This window comes from Alphaproteobacteria bacterium, from assembly GCA_019635875.1.
In the GTDB taxonomy this organism is placed as follows: domain Bacteria; phylum Pseudomonadota; class Alphaproteobacteria; order Reyranellales; family Reyranellaceae; genus JAFAZJ01.
In genome coordinates, this window is record JAHBYP010000001.1 from 1095981 (window position 1) to 1111878 (window position 15898).

At 69.1% G+C, this 15898-nt stretch carries 15 protein-coding genes; 9 read left to right on the plus strand and 6 right to left on the minus strand.

The window, feature by feature from the left end; genetic code table 11:
* Nucleotides 1-8 precede the first annotated feature (8 nt).
* Nucleotides 9-2291: a penicillin acylase family protein gene (locus KF889_05495; protein MBX3498879.1), complete on the minus strand. Its 2283-nt coding sequence runs from the start codon at nucleotides 2289-2291 to the stop codon at nucleotides 9-11.
* A gap of 170 nt (nucleotides 2292-2461) precedes the next feature.
* Between KF889_05495 and KF889_05500 the strand changes: the two genes are divergently transcribed.
* From KF889_05500 to KF889_05520, 5 genes are all read left to right on the plus strand, one after another.
* Nucleotides 2462-3499: a serine protease gene (locus KF889_05500; GenBank protein MBX3498880.1), complete on the plus strand. Its 1038-nt coding sequence runs from the start codon at nucleotides 2462-2464 to the stop codon at nucleotides 3497-3499.
* Between the two features lie 21 nt (nucleotides 3500-3520).
* Nucleotides 3521-4558, plus strand: a complete 1038-nt coding sequence (locus KF889_05505) for a serine protease (protein ID MBX3498881.1) — start codon at nucleotides 3521-3523, stop codon at nucleotides 4556-4558.
* Between the two features lie 48 nt (nucleotides 4559-4606).
* On the plus strand, nucleotides 4607-5563 hold the full coding sequence (locus KF889_05510) for an MBL fold metallo-hydrolase (protein ID MBX3498882.1): 957 nt from the start codon (nucleotides 4607-4609) through the stop codon (nucleotides 5561-5563).
* Nucleotides 5564-5684: 121 nt separating this feature from the next.
* Nucleotides 5685-7349, plus strand: a complete 1665-nt coding sequence (locus KF889_05515; GenBank protein ID MBX3498883.1) for an FAD-dependent oxidoreductase — start codon at nucleotides 5685-5687, stop codon at nucleotides 7347-7349.
* The gene (locus KF889_05520; GenBank protein MBX3498884.1) at nucleotides 7346-7546 is read left to right on the plus strand and encodes a DUF2783 domain-containing protein; all 201 of its coding nucleotides are present in this window, start codon (nucleotides 7346-7348) and stop codon (nucleotides 7544-7546) included. Before KF889_05515 ends, KF889_05520 begins: the two co-directional genes overlap by 4 nt.
* Here KF889_05520 and KF889_05525 read toward each other — a convergent pair.
* The 5 genes from KF889_05525 to KF889_05545 are packed head-to-tail and all read right to left on the minus strand — an operon-like array spanning nucleotide 7536 to nucleotide 11498.
* Nucleotides 7536-8327 carry an AAC(3) family N-acetyltransferase gene (locus KF889_05525; GenBank protein ID MBX3498885.1) on the minus strand — a complete coding sequence of 264 codons (792 nt, stop codon included), beginning with the start codon at nucleotides 8325-8327 and terminating at the stop codon, nucleotides 7536-7538. The two genes, KF889_05520 and KF889_05525, sit on opposite strands and share 11 nt — an antisense overlap.
* Nucleotides 8327-8863, minus strand: a complete 537-nt coding sequence (locus KF889_05530; GenBank protein ID MBX3498886.1) for a thioesterase family protein — start codon at nucleotides 8861-8863, stop codon at nucleotides 8327-8329. Before KF889_05530 ends, KF889_05525 begins: the two co-directional genes overlap by 1 nt.
* An 8-nt stretch (nucleotides 8864-8871) precedes the next feature.
* A complete protein-coding gene (locus tag KF889_05535) occupies nucleotides 8872-9387 on the minus strand; it encodes a thioesterase family protein (GenBank protein MBX3498887.1) in 516 nt (171 codons plus the stop codon).
* A 34-nt stretch (nucleotides 9388-9421) separates the two neighbouring features.
* Entirely contained in the window at nucleotides 9422-10135 is a 714-nt protein-coding gene (locus tag KF889_05540; protein MBX3498888.1) for an alpha/beta hydrolase, read from the minus strand.
* A 10-nt stretch (nucleotides 10136-10145) separates the two neighbouring features.
* Complete coding sequence (locus KF889_05545; GenBank protein ID MBX3498889.1) at nucleotides 10146-11498, minus strand: MmgE/PrpD family protein; 1353 nt, start codon at nucleotides 11496-11498, stop codon at nucleotides 10146-10148.
* Between the two features lie 136 nt (nucleotides 11499-11634).
* On the opposite strand from KF889_05545, the gene KF889_05550 reads away from it, so the two are divergent.
* The 4 genes from KF889_05550 (at nucleotide 11635) to KF889_05565 (ending at nucleotide 15785) form a co-directional block, all read left to right on the plus strand.
* The gene (locus KF889_05550) at nucleotides 11635-12501 is read left to right on the plus strand and encodes a hypothetical protein (protein MBX3498890.1); all 867 of its coding nucleotides are present in this window, start codon (nucleotides 11635-11637) and stop codon (nucleotides 12499-12501) included.
* Nucleotides 12502-12713: 212 nt separating this feature from the next.
* The gene (locus tag KF889_05555; GenBank protein ID MBX3498891.1) at nucleotides 12714-13739 is read left to right on the plus strand and encodes an NADP-dependent oxidoreductase; all 1026 of its coding nucleotides are present in this window, start codon (nucleotides 12714-12716) and stop codon (nucleotides 13737-13739) included.
* Nucleotides 13740-13857: 118 nt separating this feature from the next.
* Entirely contained in the window at nucleotides 13858-14682 is an 825-nt protein-coding gene (locus KF889_05560) for an NUDIX hydrolase (protein MBX3498892.1), read from the plus strand.
* Between the two features lie 158 nt (nucleotides 14683-14840).
* Entirely contained in the window at nucleotides 14841-15785 is a 945-nt protein-coding gene (locus tag KF889_05565) for an AEC family transporter (GenBank protein ID MBX3498893.1), read from the plus strand.
* Nucleotides 15786-15898 lie beyond the last annotated feature (113 nt).

Consider the following 15898-nt stretch of genomic DNA (forward strand, 5'->3'; position numbering starts at 1 on the left):
GCGGCTCATCACGAGCCCGACCGATTCGCCGCCCCCGGCTTGGGCTGCAGATCCATGACCCGCGGGAACTCGCGCGCGACGGCGTCCGGCCGCAACGGCACACGGATGTACTCGCGCCGCTGCCACAGCGGCAGCTGATCGGCGTAGGCCGTGCTGCCCAGCCAGCCATCCTGGCCGCCGAACAGCAGGAACCAGTTGGCGTCGGGATCGGCCATGTCGGAAATGTGGCGCGACTGCGAGCCGTAGCGCGCATCGTGGCGATCGTTCACGAGGTCGTGCGCGGTCTTCATGACGGTCTCGCGCGAGCCGCCCGCCGGCAGGTCGGCGACGACGAAGGCGCCACCGATGAGTGGCGCATTGACCAGCAGGTGGGCGGCTCGCAGGCGATGCATGTCCCCCCATGTGGCGAAGCGCGCCGCGTCGCGCGCCGCCGCCGACAGCGCCGCCGCCAGCACGGCGTGCCGCCGCGCCGTCGGCAGCGCTTCCAGGTCGGCGACGAAGAAGCGCGTTATGTGGGGCCATTGCAGGTACACGCCGGGCAGGTCGCGGTGGCTGGCGGCGCCATACACGGCAGGAAGCAGGTGGAAGAGCAGCGTTTCGAACGCCACCGGGCCCGGCGAATTCGCGCGATAGTCACCGTCCCAGTCGGCCAGCCGCCGCACGAAGTCGGGTGCGACGCCGTCGAGGCCCGCCGCCCCGATCGCACCGAGAATGCCCTTGCCGACCGCGAGCGCCTTCTCAGATCGCGTGTCGCCCTGCAGGGCCATCAGATCCTCCACGGAGATGCTGGGCCGATCGCGCAGCAGCGCCTGCAGCCGGCCCACACGCTCGTCGTCGCTGAAGAAGAAGCCGATCGGCGTCCTCGACACGGCCGGCCTGTTGTTGGCAGAGGCGACGAAGCCCTCTGCAGGGTTGAGCGTATGCGGCAGGTCGCCGGCCTCGACGAAGCCGCGCCAATGCGTCGCCGGATCGGCGGCGTCGAGCACCGGGTCGTCGTGGCGCAAGCTGTCGCGCGCCGGCAGTGTCGCGGCGAGAACCTGGCCGACATTGCCGCGCGAATCGGCGAACAGCATGTTCTGCGCCGACACGCCGAAGCCCGAGAAGGCGCGGCGGAACTCGTCCGGCGTACGGGCGCGCGAGGCGCGCAACAGGGCGGTGATCTCGTCGGTCGGCTCGTGACCGATCCAGCGCAGCGCGATCATCTCGCCTGGCCTGGCCTGGATCATCGGCGAGTCCGACACGATCGGGCCGAATGGGCTCATGCGGGTCGCGCGGACGCTGTCGAACCAGGCACGCACGCCGATGCGGACCTCCTTGCGCGTGATCGCATCCGGCGACAGCTTCGAGACGTCGTACAGGTCGCTGGAGGCGGCGCGCATGTTGGTCCCGCCCCACGCCATGTCGGGGCTCCGGCCCAGCGCCACGAAGGGCAGCCCGGGCACCATCAGCCCTACCATGTTGTAGCTCGGCGAGCGCATGCCGACGATCAGCCAGGCGTTGGGCAGAGAGAGGCCTAGATGCGGATCGCTGGCGATCAGCGCACCGCCGGTGGCGCTGTTGCGCGCCGAGACCGCGACCGAGTTGCTGCCCGAGCGGCTGCGACCGGCCAGGATGTCGCTGAGCACGGTTTCCTGCGGTGTCGCGGCGAAGCTGGTCGCCCCATCGGCGCCCGCTGCCAGCGTGCGCCGCCAGATCTCGGCGAAGCCAGGCTTGCCGCGCTCCTTCAGCATGGCGAAGTAAACCAGCCAGTTGACATCCGCGCCAGCCAGCCGACCGATCGTGAGGATGTCGCGCAGCGTCCAGGGCTCGGCGGCAATGCCCATCAACCCGAACTCCGGCGGCTTGTGGCGCCGGCGCGACTGGTAGTGATTCATGCCGTCGACGAAGGCCTGGGCGAAGTCCTGGGTGTCCGCGGGCATGCGCGCGATCACAGCGTCGACAGCGCGACCCAGTCCCAGAATGCGCAGCGAATGATCGATGTCGACGGTGAACGGTCCCGCCGATTCCGAAAGCCGGCCCTGCGATATGCGGCGCAGGACCTCGAGCTGACCCTCGCGCAGATGCAGATGGACCATGCCGAGCGCGAAGGCGAGATCGCGGTCGGTGGCCGCATCGATGAAGGGCACCTGATGCGCGTTCCAGCGGATGGTTACCGGCTCGGCCAGTGGCAGCTCTGTGGTGGGAAAGCCCGACAGTCGATCCTCGCTGGTGGTGCGCTGCGGCGAGAGCGCAGCGCACCCCGGAAGCACGAGCGCAAGCACGCCGAGCAGGACTTGCCGAGCCGCACGCATGTCGCCACCTCCTCGGAAGTTGCTTTCGCCCTCTTGGGCGCTGAGGTTAACATGGCTCATTTCCGGATTGGCGACAGGCTGATATGGGATCGGCCAGAGGCCGAGTTGCGGGGTTCCGGTACCCCGTCGACGTGGTACCCTCGACCACTGAAAGCGGAGGTCGGTTTGCCATGAGAGCGTCCCGACGGTTCTTGGCGCTGGCGGCGTTCCTTGCGGTCGTCGTCGGCCTGTCGCCGGCTGTGGCGCAGACGGCAGGCAAGCCGACGACGAGCGAGCCAGCGGCGCGCGCACTGAGCGATGCGGTGAAGGCGGTGCTGGCCTCGCTGGTGACCGTGAAGAGCACCGTGCCGCGCGAGGCGCGCAGCGCGCGCAATCTCGGCACAGAGCGCGAAGGTCACGGCGTCGTGATCGACGACGAGGGCCTGGTGCTGACCGTCGGCTACCTCGTGCTCGAGGCCAACAGCGTCGAGATCGTCCAGGACAGCGGCAGGCGCGCTTCGGCGATGGTCGTGTCCTACGACTACGATTCCGGCTTCGCGCTGGTGCGTACCGCCATCCCGTTGAAGCTCAAGCCGGTGGCCTTCGGCGATTCGGACGTGCTCAAGCAGCGAGACAGCATCGTGGTCGCCGGCGCTGGCGGCGAGGACAAGGCGCTGCGTGGCCTGGTCGCCGACCGCCGCCAGTTCGCCGGCTACTGGGAGTACCTGCTCGACAACGCGATCTTCACGGTGCCGCCGTACCACAACTGGGGCGGCGCGGCGCTGCTCAACGAGCAGGGGGCGCTGATGGGCATCGGCTCGCTGCAGGTGCCCGATGCCTATCGCGGTGGGCGCAGCTTCCCCGGCAACATGTTCATCCCGATCAATCGGCTGAAGCCGATCTTCGAGACCATGAAGGCGGGGCGCCGGCCGGAAGGTTCCAAGCCGTGGATCGGCATCACGACACACGAGGCGCGCGGCCGCCTGATCATCGCCAGTGTTCAGCCCGGCAGCCCGGCGGAGAGCGCCGGCCTGCGCCGCGGCGACGTCGTGCGCGCGGTCGGCGGCACCGAGGTCGATTCGCTGGCCGAGTTCTACAGCAATCTGTGGAAGGCGGGGCCGAGCGGCACCACCGTCACGCTGGGCATCGATCGCGGCGGCGAGCGCGTCGACGTGGCGGTGCGTTCCGGCGACCGTTACAAGTACCTGCGGCTCGACAGCAGCCTGTAGCGTCCGAACGAGGAGACCACCATGTCGCGTCAGACGTCCGGGCCGACGACGATCACCATGGCCAGCCTGATGCCGATCTTCCCCGACGCCTCCGACGAGGCCGAGGAGCAGAACGAGGAGCGTTCATCCGAGCGTCGGCGCGGCATTCCGGCGCCGCCGGGGCTGGTACGCGCCATGCGCTCGGTGGTCGGGCTGAAGTCCAGCGTGCCCAAGGATGCGCGCACCGCCGAGACGCTGGGCACCGAGCGCGGCGGCCACGGCATCGTCATCGACGACCAGGGCCTGGTGGTGACCGTCGGCTACCTGATCATGGAAGCCAGCAGCGTCGAGATCGTCGAGCCGGGCGGCCGCTCGGTGCCGGCGCGTGTCATCGCCTACGATTTCTCGACCGGCTTCGGCCTGGTGCGCGCCACGCTGCCGACGCGGGTCAAGCCGGTGAGCTTCGGCGATTCGCAATCGGTGAAGAACAAGGACACGGTGACCATCGCCGGCTTCGGCGGCGGCGCCGCGCAACGCGCCATCGTCACCGACCGTCGCGACTTCGCCGGTTACTGGGAGTACTTCATCGAGAACGCGATCTTCACCTCGCCGCCCTATGAGTCGTTCGGCGGTGCGGCGCTGTTCACCGACGATGGCGAACTCCTTGGCGTCGGCTCGCTGTTCATTGGCGATGCCTATCGTGGGCCCTCGGGCGTGCTGCCCGGCAACATGTTCATCCCGATCGACCGGCTGCCCGCCGTGCTCGACTTGGTGAAGGAAGGCAAGCGGCCAGGCCTCGGGCGGCCGTGGCTCGGCCTTTACGCCCAGCAGGTACCGGGCGGGTTGGTGATCGCCCATGTGTCGCCCGACGGGCCCGCGGCGCGCGCCGGGCTCAGGCGCGGCGACGCGATCAACAGCGTCGGCGACGTGCTGGTCGACGAAGTCTCGATGTTCTATCGCGCGGTGTGGAGCGCCGGCCCGGCCGGCACGCGCATCACGCTCAGCATCGAGCGCGAGGGCGACGAGTTCGATGTCACCATCCGCACCGTCGACCGCTATGATTTCCTCAAGCTCGACTAACTGGGAGCGCCGGCGTCCCGCCGGCTCTCCCCACAGAGGGGCAGCAGCATGAGCAGGGCTTTCGCCTCACAGGCGGATACCGAAGACAAGAAGATCACCTTCAGCCGCCTGTCGGAGCACGCCTACGCCTTCACGGCCGAGGGCGATCCCAACACCGGAATCGTCGTCGGCGACGACTGCGTGATGGTGATCGACGCGCAGGCGACGCCCGTGATGGCGCAGACGGTAATCGAGAAGATCCGCACCGTCACCGACAAGCCGATCCGTTACGTCGTGCTGACGCACTACCACGCGGTGCGGGTGCTGGGCGCCTCGGGCTACGCGCCGCAGCACATCATCTGCAGCGAGGCGACGCGCGACCTGATCGTCGAGCGCGGCGCGCAGGACATGAAGTCGGAGATCCAGCGCTTTCCGCGCCTGTTCCGCGCCGTCGAGTCGATACCCGGCCTGACCTGGCCCACCATTACATTCCACGACCGCATGAGCATCTGGCTGGGCAGGCTGGAGGTGCAGATCATCCACGCCGGACGCGGCCACACCAAGGGCGACACCATCGTCTGGCTGCCCGAGGAGAAGACGCTGTTCAGCGGCGATCTCGTCGAGTTCGCTGCCACACCCTACGCCGGCGACGCCTATTTCGAGGAGTGGCCGCACACCCTCCAGAAGCTGCGCGACCTGAAGGCGGCGGCGCTGGTGCCGGGTCGCGGCGACGCGCTGATGGGCGCCGAGCAGGTCGAGGCGGGGCTGAGCGGCACCCAGGGCTTCATCGCCGAGCTCTACACCGAAGTGAAGAAGCGCGCCGATGCCGGCGGCGACCTCAAGACGGCCTACGATTCGGCGATGGTGGCGATGCGGCCGCGCTACGGCAACTGGGTGATCTTCGACCACTGCATGCCGTTCGACGTGTCGCGCGCCTACGACGAGGCCAAGGGCATCGCCGATCCGCGCATCTGGACCGCCGAGCGCGACATCGAGATGTGGAAGGCGCTTGAGCAACAGCCGTAGCGCCACCGCTGTCGTCCTGAGCGCAGCGAAGGACCCCGCGGTATCGCGGCCGAATCCAGACAGGATTTCCCTTTGAACCACCGCTAGGTCCTTCGCTTCGCTCAGGACGACTCCGCAGAGAATGGCCTCCTACACCTATCCGAAGTACGTCTACGTCCCACCGCCCGAGCTGGTGCTGAAGCCTGGGGGGCCGCAGACCGTGCCGGTGCTGATCGTCGGTGCCGGGCCTGTGGGACTCACGCTCGCGCTCGATCTCGCGCTGAAGGGCATTCCCGTCACCGTGCTCGACGAGGACGATACGGTGAGCGTCGGCAGCCGCTCGATCTGCCAGGCCCAGCGCACGCTGGAGATCTGGCACCGGCTGGGAGTCGCCGACCGCATGGTGGCCAAGGGCGTGACTTGGGACGAGGGCGAGGTGCTGCTGGGCGACCGGCCGCTCTACCGCTTCAACCTGCAGCCCGAGCCCGGCCACCGTTTCCCGGCCTTCATCAACCTGCAGCAATACTACTGCGAGCAATACCTGGTAGAGCGCTGCCTGCAGGAGGACAAGGTCGACCTGCGCTTTCTCAGCAGGCTGGTCGGCGTACGGCCCGACAGGGAGCACGTCGAGGTCGACATCCAGACGCCGGACGGCACCTACCAGCTTCGAGGGCAGTGGCTGGTGGCCTGCGACGGCGTACGCAGCCCGGTGCGCACCATGCTCGGCCTGCCCTACGAAGGCGAGGTGTTCGACGATCAGTTCCTGATTGCCGACATCCGCATGACGGCCGACCTGCCGAAGATCCGCCGCTACTGGTTCTATCCGCCGTTCCATCCCACGGACTCGGTGCTGCTGCATCGCCAGGCAGACAACGTGCTGCGCGTCGACTTCCAGCTCGGCCGCGACGCCGACGCCGAGGAGGAGCGCAAGCCGGCCAATATTGACCGGCGCCTGCGCATGATGTTCGGACCGGACGCACGCTGGGAGCACGAGTGGAGCAGCGTCTACAAGTTCAGCTGCCGCGCCATGCCGCGCTTCGTGCATGGCCGCGTGATCTTCGCCGGCGACGCCGCGCATGTCGTGTCGCCGTTCGGCGCGCGCGGCGGCAATTCCGGCGTCGAGGACGCCGACAATCTCGGCTGGAAGCTGGCGCTGCTGCTCAACGGCCACGCCTCAGCCTCGCTGCTCGCCAGCTACGACAAGGAGCGGGGTGCGGCGGCTCGCGAGAACATCCGTCAGTCGACGCGCAGCACGGACTACATCACGCCGAAATTCCCGGCTGCGCGCCTGCTGCGCGACGCCTCGCTGTCGCTGGCGCGCGACTTCGCGTTCGCCCGCGCCATGGTCAACAGCGGGCGCCTGTCGCGACCGACGCCCTACGCCGACTCGCCGATCAGCACGCCCGATGACATCATCGCGACCTGGGACGTCGCGGCGCCGGCGCCCGGCATGCCGCTGCCCGACGCTCCGCTGGGCGAAGGCTGGCTGACCGAGCTTGTCGCCGGCCGCTTCGCCGTGCTCGTCTTCGCCGAGCGCGCCGCGTCGCTCGACGCGGCCGAGGCCCGCCGAGTCGCCGACATGGCCGACGAGATCCCCGGCTTCGTGCCGATCCTGGTCACGCGAGACCGCTTGGGTGCGCCGAATGGCTGGACCACGGCGATCGACAAGGCCGGCCTCGCCGCGCGGCGCTGCGATGCGCAGGACGGCACGACCTATCTCATCCGGCCGGACCAGTATGTCGCGGGACGGTGGCGCAAGCTGCACGACTCGACCATCTGGTCGGCGCTCAAGCGGGCGACGTCATGAGCACACTGAAGGACGAACTCAACCTCGCGCGGCCCGACGATATCTACAACCTGATCGTCGACGCGCACAAAGGCCTGACACCGGAGCAGAGCGAGAGACTCAACGCCGCGCTGGTGCTGCTTCTGGCCAACCATGTCGGCGACGAGGGTGTGATCCGCCAGGCGGTGGCGGCGGCGCGCAAGAGCCTCACCGCCTGAAGCGACTCATCCACTCCACGGCGTAGTCGACCAGCGCGCGCTGGCGCATCAGCCGTGCAGTGGCGGCGCCGACCCTGCCGACGCGGACGGCGCCGGCGTCGCGCTCGAGATTGTCGCCCAGCCGCGCGAAATCCGAATCGTCGAAGTCGAGGTCGTCGACCTCCAGCCAGTGCCGCGCGCCGTCGATCGTGACTGGGCTGGCAAAGGTCGCATGCCGCCGGGACGGCCAGTGCGCGCGGTACTCAGCGAGATGCAGCGAGGTGTTGCGCTCGTGGCTGACGCCCAGCAGCAGCACGTCGGCGTCCAGGTCGTACAGCCGCGCCAGCGGCGAGCGTTCACCCATGGCGCAGTTGAGCGAATGATCGTCCGTGATGAAGCCCGCGCGCGGGCCGCGTGCGGCGAAGGATTGGCGCGGATGGGCACTGCGGCGCACGCCGGGGTGCGTGCGGAAGCTCTCGGCGATCGCGCCCATGATGCGCGTGGGCGTGATGGCCGGGTCGTAGGCCGGCATCTCGGCGCGGATGCGGCCGTGCCACTCGACTGGCACCGGCGGGGCGACCCAGCCGGCGGGATCGGACAGGCCGCCGCTATGCGTCGGCATGACCAGCGTGCCCTCGGACCCCAGCGCCGTGGAGAGCGCGGCGATCACCGCTGGCGCGTCGCCGATCACCCAGCCGAGCGATGACAGGGAGGAATGCACGATCATGGTCGCGCCCGGCCGCACGCCCAGCGCGCGCAGGTCGGTGGTCAGCGAGGCGGTGCTGACCGGCGGGCCGCCCATCAGCGCCTGGGGATGCCGATCAGGCGGCCGGATTTCGCCGGCTTCGGCAGCTTGCCATGCGCCTCGGCCATGCGCGCGATGCGATCCTGCACGACCCGGCGGAAGGGCGCTGATCTCCGCGTCCCGGCGTCGATGTGCATGATCATCGATTCGCAGGTCGAGGCGAGGAAACCTTCCTCGGCGTGATACATCTGATGGAACAGATGCAGGCGCTTGGCGTCGTGGTCGAGGAGCTGGGTTGTAAAGCGCAGCGGCGCGCCGCCTCTCAGCTCGCGGTCGTAGGTGATGTGGGCCTCGAGCACGAAGGTCATGCCGAGCTTGTTGTCGATGTAGCGGCGGCCCATGCCGATCTGGGTGTGGAAGGCGCCGGAGGCGTAGTCGAAAGCCTCCATGTAGCGCGCCATGTTCATGTGGCCGTTCCAGTCGACCCACTCGTCCTTGACGACGGCGCGGTGGCGGTCGAGCGGCGCCACGAGGTCGAGCTCGGGCAGCTCGTAGGGCAGGGGTGCCTCGTCGGCGTGCAATGTGTCGGGCATGGGACTCTTTACGGCTTGCGGCGGATGCCGATGACGCGGCCGGCCTGTTTCGGACGCGGCAGCCTGGCGTGCGACTCGGCCATCAATTCCAGGCGACGCAGCGACTCGGCCGGCCACGGCGCGGTGCGGCGCGACTCGAAGTCGATGTTCATCAGCATCAGCTCGTTGGTCGAGGCGAGGAAGCCCTCGTCGGCGTGGTACATGGCGTGGATGAAGTGGCAGCGCTTGGCGTCGAGATCGAGGATCTGGGTGGTGATGCGCAGCGGATCGCCCTCCTTGACCTCGCGGTCGTAGGTGGCGTGCGCCTCGAGCACGAAGGTCATGCCGATCTTGCGCCTCGTGTATTCCCAGCCGACGCCGAACTGGTTGCAGAAGGTGTCGGTCGCCTTGTCGAAGGCGACGATGTAGTAGCCGACGTTCATGTGGCCGTTCCAGTCGATCCACTCCTTCAGGACGGTGGCGCGGTGGCGGTCGAAGGGCGCGGCGAGGTCCAGCGGCTCGATGTCGTAGGGCAGATCCGTCATGGCGCGGACCATAGCGAAGCGCCGGCGTTCCTGGCTACGGAATCTGAAGCAGTTCGTCCGCCACCAGATCGGGCGCGGAGATGATGCAGTTGTGGCCGGCCTCGATCGGCCGGAAGCGCACGCCCGGCGTGGCCTGGGCGCGCTCGTGGCTGCCGGCCGAGACCGGGTAGCGCGGCCTCGTGCAGGCGATATAGGTGATCGGCAGACCGTTGCCCGGCCCGTTGGCGATGCGTACCGGCTCGGTGTAGCAGCGCGCCGGATGCGGCGTCAGCCGCTCGTGCGTCCATTTTGCCAGCTCGGGATCGTCGATGATCAGGCTGGTGACCGGCGCGAAGGGCAGCACGTCGGTGCCGTTGACCTGGTAGATCAGGGTCCTGCGCCTGGCGCTGATGCGCTCGGGGATGCGGCCGAAGATCGACTGGCCGTCGCGCGCGATGCCGCCGTCGATGATCACCAGATGGGCCACGCGCGAGGGATCGCGATCGACCACGATCTGCGCGATCAGGCTGCCGAAGCTGTGGCCGACCAGCACGACGTCGCTGAGATCGTTGTCGCGCAGGCAGCAAAGCGCGTCCTCGGTGCAGGTCTCGTTGCCGATCTCGGGCGACAGCTCCGACGCGCGCTCGGCCACGCCGCGGAAGCTCGGCGTGTAGACGGTGTGGCCCGCCGCGCGCAGGCGCCTGGCAACGAACTCCCAGGTCCAGCCGCCCATCCAGGCGCCGGAGAGACAGACGAAGGTGCGGCTCACGACGCGCTGATCAGTTCTTCACCGTGAGCTTCATCACCTCGCCGACGTCCTCGACCGTGTCGAGGTCGCGGCAGAGCCGGGCCAGCTTCGCCGTGCGCTCCTCGCCGAGGATCGGGCCGACCAGCGCGCGGAACTTCGCTTCGAGCTTCGCCCACTGCGCGTCGAGGTCGGTCATCGGGATACCGACATCAGTGGTCTCGCTGAGCTCGCGGCCGTCGCTGAGCCTCACCACCACCTCGGCGGCGCTGTGGTGGTCGTGCCGGCGCGTCTCGACCACGACCTTGTCGCGCAGCGCCACCAGCTCGGGTTCGTGCGTCAGCGCATCGGTGTAGACGCCGTCGTTCGAGGTATCGCGCCCGGCCAGCGCCATCGCCGCGGTGAAGCGCAGCGAGAACTTCACCTCCAGCCCGCTCTTCGGCTCGGCGATGTTGCACACCTTGAGGTGGCCGGCATCGACCTTCAACGTGACCCGCTCGACCTCCTCGCCCGTCAGCTTGTGGCGCTCGCGCAGGGTCTTCAGCGCCTCGATGCTGGAATGCGTGAGGTAGCAGGCGGCGTGGTACTTGAAGACGGTGTCCGTCGTATGGAAGCCGCCCGGCGGATCGGCCAGCGCCGCTTCGGGCGCCGGCGTCGAGGAGGCGGTGGCCAGGAAGCCCTGTGGCACGTCGAGGACCGATGCGTTGGCGGTGAAGCCCTTCTGGGCCCAGCGCGCCGCCTGCAGCCCGTTCTGCGCCGCCTTGCCGGCATGCAGCGGCTTGGTCATCGTGCCGAACATGCTCTTCAGCCCGGCGGCCTGCGCGCCGGCGATGCCCATCGCCTGGCGCGTGCGCTCGATGTCCAGGCCCAGCAGGTTGGCGCAGGCCGCGGCGGCGCCGAAGGCGCCCAGGGTGCCGGTGTTGTGCCAGCCCTTCTCGTAGTGGCTCTTGCCCACCAGCTCGCCCAGCCGGCATTCCATCTCGATGCCGGCGACGATCGCGGTGATGAGGTCGCGGCCCGACATCCCGCGGCTCTCCGCCAGCGCCAGCGCCGCCGGCGCCACCGGCACGGTGGGATGGCCGCCCATGGTGAGGTTGACGTCGTCGTAGTCGAGCGCGTGGCTCATCGCGCCGTTGATCAGCGCGGCGTTCGCCAGGGAGGTGCGCGTGCCGCGGCCGATCACCGTCGCCTCGGCGCGCCCGCCGTCTTCTTCGGCGACCTCGCTCAGGATATTCGACAGGGGCTCGTCCATGCCCGAGAGCGTGACGCCCAGGAAATCGAGCAGGCACTGCTTGGCCACCGTGCGGGCTTGCGGCGTCAGGTGCTGGAAGCGCAGCGCCGCAGCCTTCTCGGCCAGCGCCGCCGTGACATTCGCCGCCTCGGTCATGGTCGTTCCCTCCCGATGATTGCGGCTCTCATCGTGTCGCAGCGGCAGGGCAGGGGCAACCGGCAGCGGCCCGTCCTTTGCGCAACCTTGCCATGAAGGTGGCGTTGCCGGTGACCAGATACCGGAGCGCCTTGTCATGGCCATCACCGACCGCGTGGACGTCGTCGTCGATACGGGAGCCGGCGCGTCCTCCGCCGTCTCCTGGGGCGCCATCCTGGCCGGCGGCCTGGCGTCCGCCGCCCTGACCCTGATCCTGCTCAGCCTCGGTACCGGGCTCGGCCTGTCGGTGATTTCGCCGTGGTCGGACTGGAACATCACGGCGGTGCGCGCGGCGACCGGCGCCGGCATCTTCGCCTGCGTCGTCGCCGTCATGGCCTCGGCGGTCGGCGGCTACCTCGCCGGCCGGCTGCGCACGCGCTGGAGCGGCCTGCACGGCAATGAGGTCTATTTCCGCGACACCGCGCATGGCCTGCTGGCCTGGGCCTTCGCCACCGTGGTCAGCGTCGGCATCACCGGTGCGGCGGCGACGCATCTCGCGGCGGGCACGGCTTCCGGCCTGGCGCCGGCGGCCACTTCCGCCGCGCGCGACGGCGGCATGGCGAGCGGCCCGCTCGACATCCATGTCGATCGGCTGCTGCGCCCGAGCTTCGCCGTGCCGGCCGATGCCGCGGCGCAGCCGGCGCCGCCGCCGGGCCGCGACGCCGCCGACCGGGCCGAGATCACCAGGCTGTTCGCGCGCGCCAACCGCGCCCGCGCCGATCTGGCGCCGACCGACCGCACCTATCTTGTCCAGCTCATCGCCGCGCGCACCGGCCTGCCGCCGGCCGAAGCCGAGCGTCGCGTCGGCGAGGTCACCGAGCAGATGAAGCAGGCGCTGAACGAGGCGCGCCGCGCCACCGCGCATTTCGCCCTGTGGCTGACCGCGGCGCTGCTGTTCGGCGCCTTTGCCGCCGCCTGGGCGGCCACCGAAGGCGGCGAATGGCGCGACGGTGTCCGCACCTGATCCCCTGAACGGAGAACTCCCATGGGCAAATACGTGCTGCTCTGGCTACTCGGCATCCCGATCCCGGTCCTGATCCTGCTGGCTCTGTTCTGGCGTTAGCTCCCCTCTTCCCACCGGGCGAAGGCAAGTCCCTCCGCAGCGCGGAATCCCGCCGTGGATATTCCGCGCGGTTCATCTGATAGGGTGGGGCAACGACCCCAACGGAGGCCACCATGGCCGAGATGAACCGCCGCGTGCTCCTGAAATCCCGGCCGCAGGGCGAGCCGGTGCCGGCCAATTTCGAGATCGCCGAGGCGCCGCTGCCCGAGCCCACCGAGGGACAGTACCTGTCGCGCACCATCTGGCTGTCGCTCGACCCCTACATGCGCGGGCGCATGTCGGAGGCCAAAGGCTACGCCGCCAACACCGGCCTGGGCGATCCCATGGTCGGCGGCACGGTCGGCCAGGTGATCAAGTCGCGCCACCCCAAGTTCAAGGAAGGCGATTTCGTCGCTGAGTACAGCGGCTGGCAGAGCCACGCCGTGTCCAACGGCGCCGGCGTCATGAAGCTCGACCCCAAGGCGGCGCCGCTCTCGGCCGCGCTGTCGGTGCTGGGCATGCCAGGCATGACGGCGTGGTGGGGGCTGATGCATATCGGCCAGCCCAAGCCGGGCGAGACCGTCGTGGTCTCGGCGGCCTCCGGCGCGGTCGGCTCGGTGGTCGGCCAGGTCGCCAAGATGAAGGGCTGCCGCGCCGTAGGCATCGCCGGCGGCAAGGACAAGTGCGACTACGTGGTGAAGGAGTTGGGCTTCGACGCCTGCGTCGACTACAAGGCCGAGGCCGGCAACCTGTTCAAGGCGATCCGCGAGGCGGCGCCCAAGGGCATCGACATCTATTTCGAGAATGTCGGCGGCGCGGTGCAGGCGGCAGTGATCCCGCAGCTCAACGACTTCGCGCGCGTGCCGCTGTGCGGCCTGATCTCGTCCTACAACGAGATGCAGATGAATCCCGGCCCCGACTGGCGGATGCTGCTGATCAAGCGGGCGCTGGTGAAGGGTTTCATCGTCAGCGACCACTTCAACCAGATGCCGGAGTTCTGGCAGGAAGTGCCGCCGGCGGTGAAGAGTGGCCGCATCAAGTATCGCGAGGACATCGTGAAGGGCCTCGACGCCGCACCCGACGCCTTCATCGGCCTGCTCAAGGGTCGCAATTTCGGCAAGCTGCTGGTGCAGGTGTCGGACGATCCGACGCGGAAATAGCTGCTGTCGCCGGCTCCTGTCATCCCGAGCGCGGCGAGGGATCCAGGGCCACCCTAGATCCCGCGCTGCGCTCGGGATGACAGGCGGTGGGGAACAACGTGCAGGACAAGTCAGAGTCATGAGCGAGAAGAAAGCACCGTCGACGCCGTTGCCCGCCACCACGGTGCTGCTGGTCCGACCGAAGAACCCCGACGACGCAGGCTCGCCCCTCGAGGTGTTCATGGTGGTGCGCCACCACAAGATCGATTCGTTCTCGGGCGCGCTGGTGTTCCCAGGCGGCAAGCTCGAGGACGCCGACGCCGATCCGCGCCTGCGCGCGCGCTGCGCCGGCGCCGATAGCATCCCCGACGGCGAGCTGGCCTTCCGCGTCGCCGGCATCCGCGAGGCCTTCGAGGAGTGCGGCATCCTGCTGGCGATGCAGCGCGGCAGCTCGGCGCTGATCGGCGCCGCCGAGCTGGCGCCGGTCGAGGCCCGCTGGCGCGACAAGCTGGCCAAGGACGAGGCCAGCATCGTCGACATGGTCGAGGCCGAGGATCTCGTGCTCGCGGTCGATTGCATGACGCCCTTCGCGCACTGGATCACGCCGGCGATGGTGCCCAAGCGCTTCGACACCTGGTTCTTCGTCGCCGCCGCGCCGGCCGACCAGGTGGCGCTGCACGACGGCTCGGAATCGGTCGACTCGGTGTGGATCGAGCCCAACCTCGCCGTCGCCGAAGCCGATGCCGGCCAGCGCACGATGGTATTTCCGACACGGCAGAACACGCTGATGCTGGGCGAGGCCAGGACCGTGGCCGAGGCGATCGCGCAGGCGAGCGCGCGGCGCATCGTCGACGTGCTGCCGTGGCTGAAGACGGAGGACGACGGCTCGGTGTGGCTCAACATCCCGCCCGACGCCGGCTACCCCATCCACCGCGTGCCGCGCGAGAAGATGGCGGGCGGTTAGTCTCGGTGTCGGCGGTTACTCTTACCTTTCCTCGGAGGGGGAAGGTGGCGCGAAGCGCCGGATGGCGGATGTCGAAGACGAACGCGGGGGTCCGGCTTCGACATCCCCCTTCCGCCCTTCGGGCACCTTCCCCCTCCGGGGGAAGGTAGTTCTCCGCCATGACCGTCGTCTTCGAGATCGTCCTGCCGGTCGCGCTGCTCGGGCTGGCGGGGTTCCTGGTCGCCCGCTCGGCGCTGGTCAGCGAGGAGGCGGTGCGCGGCCTCGCCAACGTCACCTTCTACATCCTGTTCGCGGCGCTGCTGTTCCGCTCGATGTCGAAGGTGCGCATCGAGGCGCTCGATCCCGCCATCCTGCTGGCCTTCTTCAGCGGCGTGGCGCTGGTCTTCGGCGCGCTCATGCTGATCGGCCGCTTCGTGCTCGGCATGCGCCTGGCCGACCAGGCGATCCTGGCACTCTCCGGCTCGTTCTCCAACGGCGTCGGACTCGGCATCCCGCTGGTGGCGCTGGCCTTCGGCGAGGCAGGGCTGGTGCCGCTGCTGATGATCATCAGCGTGCATTCGCTGGTCATGCTCACGCTGACCTGCTTCCTGATCGAGATCGACCGGCACGAGCGCGGCGGCATCGCGCGGCGCATGGGTGGCGCCATGCTCACCATGTTCAGGCACCCGGTGCTGCCCTCGATCTTCGCGGGCCTCGCCTGGGGCGAGCTGACGCGGCGCGTGCCGGGCATCGCGATGCCCGACGCGCTCGACAAAGCACTGGCGCTGGCGGCGCAGGCCGCCGCGCCGATGGGCCTGATCACGCTCGGCGCATCGCTCGCCCATGTCGGCTTGCGTGGCCACTGGCGCGAGGGCGTGCTGACCTCGACGGCCAAGCTTCTCGTGTTGCCGGTGGTGGTCTACCTGTTCGGCCGCTACGTCTTCCGGCTCGAGCCGCTGTGGCTCACCATCGCCGTGATCGACGCCTGCATGCCGGCCGGCGCCAACGTCTACATGATTGCCCAGCGCTACAACGTCGGCGTCGGCCGCGCCACCAATGCCGTGGTGCTGTCGACGGTGGCGAGCGTGCTGACCGTGAGCGTCGCGCTGGCGCTGTTGCGGTAGACCAGAGCGACGCGCACTAGATCAGATTCACCCCTGTCATCCCGAGCGCAGCGAGGGATCTAGGGAAGCCGCCTGGATCCCTCGCTGTGCTCGGGATGACAGGGAGCCGGACG